Genomic DNA, 1,475 nt, shown 5'->3' with positions numbered 1-1,475 from the left:
AGGTGTGGAAGCGCAGTAATGCGTTAAGCTAACTGATACTAATTGCCCGTAAGGCTTGATCCTATAACACGTGTGTTTGCCTTCCACGTGCGTGAGTCATCGCAGTTTGCGATACACCTCACAACCCAACAAATTCTTCTTCCCAGATTGGCCCGGTAGCGAAGCTGCCAGGCAACAAGTCATGCCTGATGACCATAGCGAGTTGGTACCACCCCTTCCCATCCCGAACAGGACCGTGAAACGACTCCACGCCGATGATAGTGCGGGTTCCCGTGTGAAAGTAGGTAATCGTCAGGCTGTTTAACACCAGAAAGCCCTGCTCATCCGAGCAGGGCTTTTTGCTTTTAAGCGCCGTTTTGCGCGCGTCAGTTCGTTGCGCCGCGCTCGCCCACGAGCCCGCGCGGGCCGAACTCTCGCAGGCTCATCTTCTCTTCGAGCAGCGCGTCGGCTCACTGCGCTGCGCCATCGGCGGCCCCGGACACCCACATCCCAAGTCTCGCGCCACGTCCGTTCGCGAGATGTCGATTGCGTCGCGCCGGTCCAGGCCGCGCCGCCGAGTCGTGTGCCGTGATGCGCGACGCCGCCTCAGTGCTTCGCACGCCAACCTTGCTGCGCGACCGGATTTCGCAACATCCCTCGTTGCCTGCTGCGGAGGAGACGTCCAGGTCCGCGATCGACGTGTCGGCGTACCGCGGCGAGTGACACGATCGGCTCTCGACGTGCGCCATCCGAAATCGGCGCCATCGATCCGCGCGCCAAATCTTCGCGCGGTATTCAATTCGCTTTCCGGCCGACATCGAAGTTTCTATGTGCGTGTCGGCACACGCCTCGTTTCGCTGGGAGCCGGCTGTCGGCGTTTTGATTCCGGCACGCGGCGCTCTCCCGTAGGCAGCGACGTATCGGCGCGAAAGCGCCTCGCGAGCCGCGAACCCCTATAGGTGCAGGAGCTGTTTTTGATGGGCATCGAATTTGCAGAAAGATTGTTGACACGACCTACTGCTTAGCCCATAATCCACAGTTCTCTGAAGGAGGGGTGCCCGAGTGGCTAAAGGGGGCAGACTGTAAATCTGTTGGCTTACGCCTACGTTGGTTCGAATCCAACCTCCTCCACCAGAACAATTAAGCGGCGAAGTCAGAGTAGATACCCGAAGCGGGCGTAGCTCAATGGTAGAGCAGAAGCCTTCCAAGCTTATGACGAGGGTTCGATTCCCTTCGCCCGCTCCAGAAATGCTGTTGTGACAGTCGCCCATGTGGCTCAGTGGTAGAGCACTCCCTTGGTAAGGGAGAGGTCGGCAGTTCGATCCTGCCCATGGGCACCACGAGCTTCGATTTGTGTTTGCGCGCGGCGCAACCGGTGAATATTCCTGTTAGGAGTCAAGCATGGCTAAAGGTAAATTCGAGCGGACCAAGCCGCACGTGAACGTGGGGACCATTGGTCACGTTGACCATGGCAAGACGACGCTGACGGCAGCGAT

At 58.7% G+C, this 1,475-nt stretch carries 1 protein-coding gene, 3 tRNA genes and 1 rRNA gene; all 5 read left to right on the top strand.

Annotation, left to right across the window (positions count from 1 at the left end; genetic code table 11):
* The first annotated feature begins 184 nt into the window (after positions 1–184).
* Positions 185–297: ribosomal RNA gene (gene rrf / locus D7S86_RS28905) — 5S ribosomal RNA — on the top strand.
* Positions 298–1,027: 730 nt separating this feature from the next.
* Positions 1,028–1,113 (top strand) — tRNA-Tyr (locus D7S86_RS28900).
* A gap of 37 nt (positions 1,114–1,150) precedes the next feature.
* Positions 1,151–1,224: transfer RNA gene (locus D7S86_RS28895), tRNA-Gly, on the top strand.
* Between the two features lie 20 nt (positions 1,225–1,244).
* Positions 1,245–1,319: transfer RNA gene (locus tag D7S86_RS28890), tRNA-Thr, on the top strand.
* Positions 1,320–1,380: 61 nt separating this feature from the next.
* On the top strand, positions 1,381–1,475 hold a 95-nt coding region (locus D7S86_RS28885), incomplete at its 3' end, for a GTP-binding protein (RefSeq protein ID WP_005434227.1).

Origin of the sequence: Pararobbsia silviterrae, assembly GCF_003628125.1 — a bacterium.
GTDB classification, from domain to species: domain Bacteria; phylum Pseudomonadota; class Gammaproteobacteria; order Burkholderiales; family Burkholderiaceae; genus Pararobbsia; species Pararobbsia silviterrae.
Note: the sequence above shows the minus strand (reverse complement) of the source record. Positions and strands in the feature narration are given on the sequence as shown.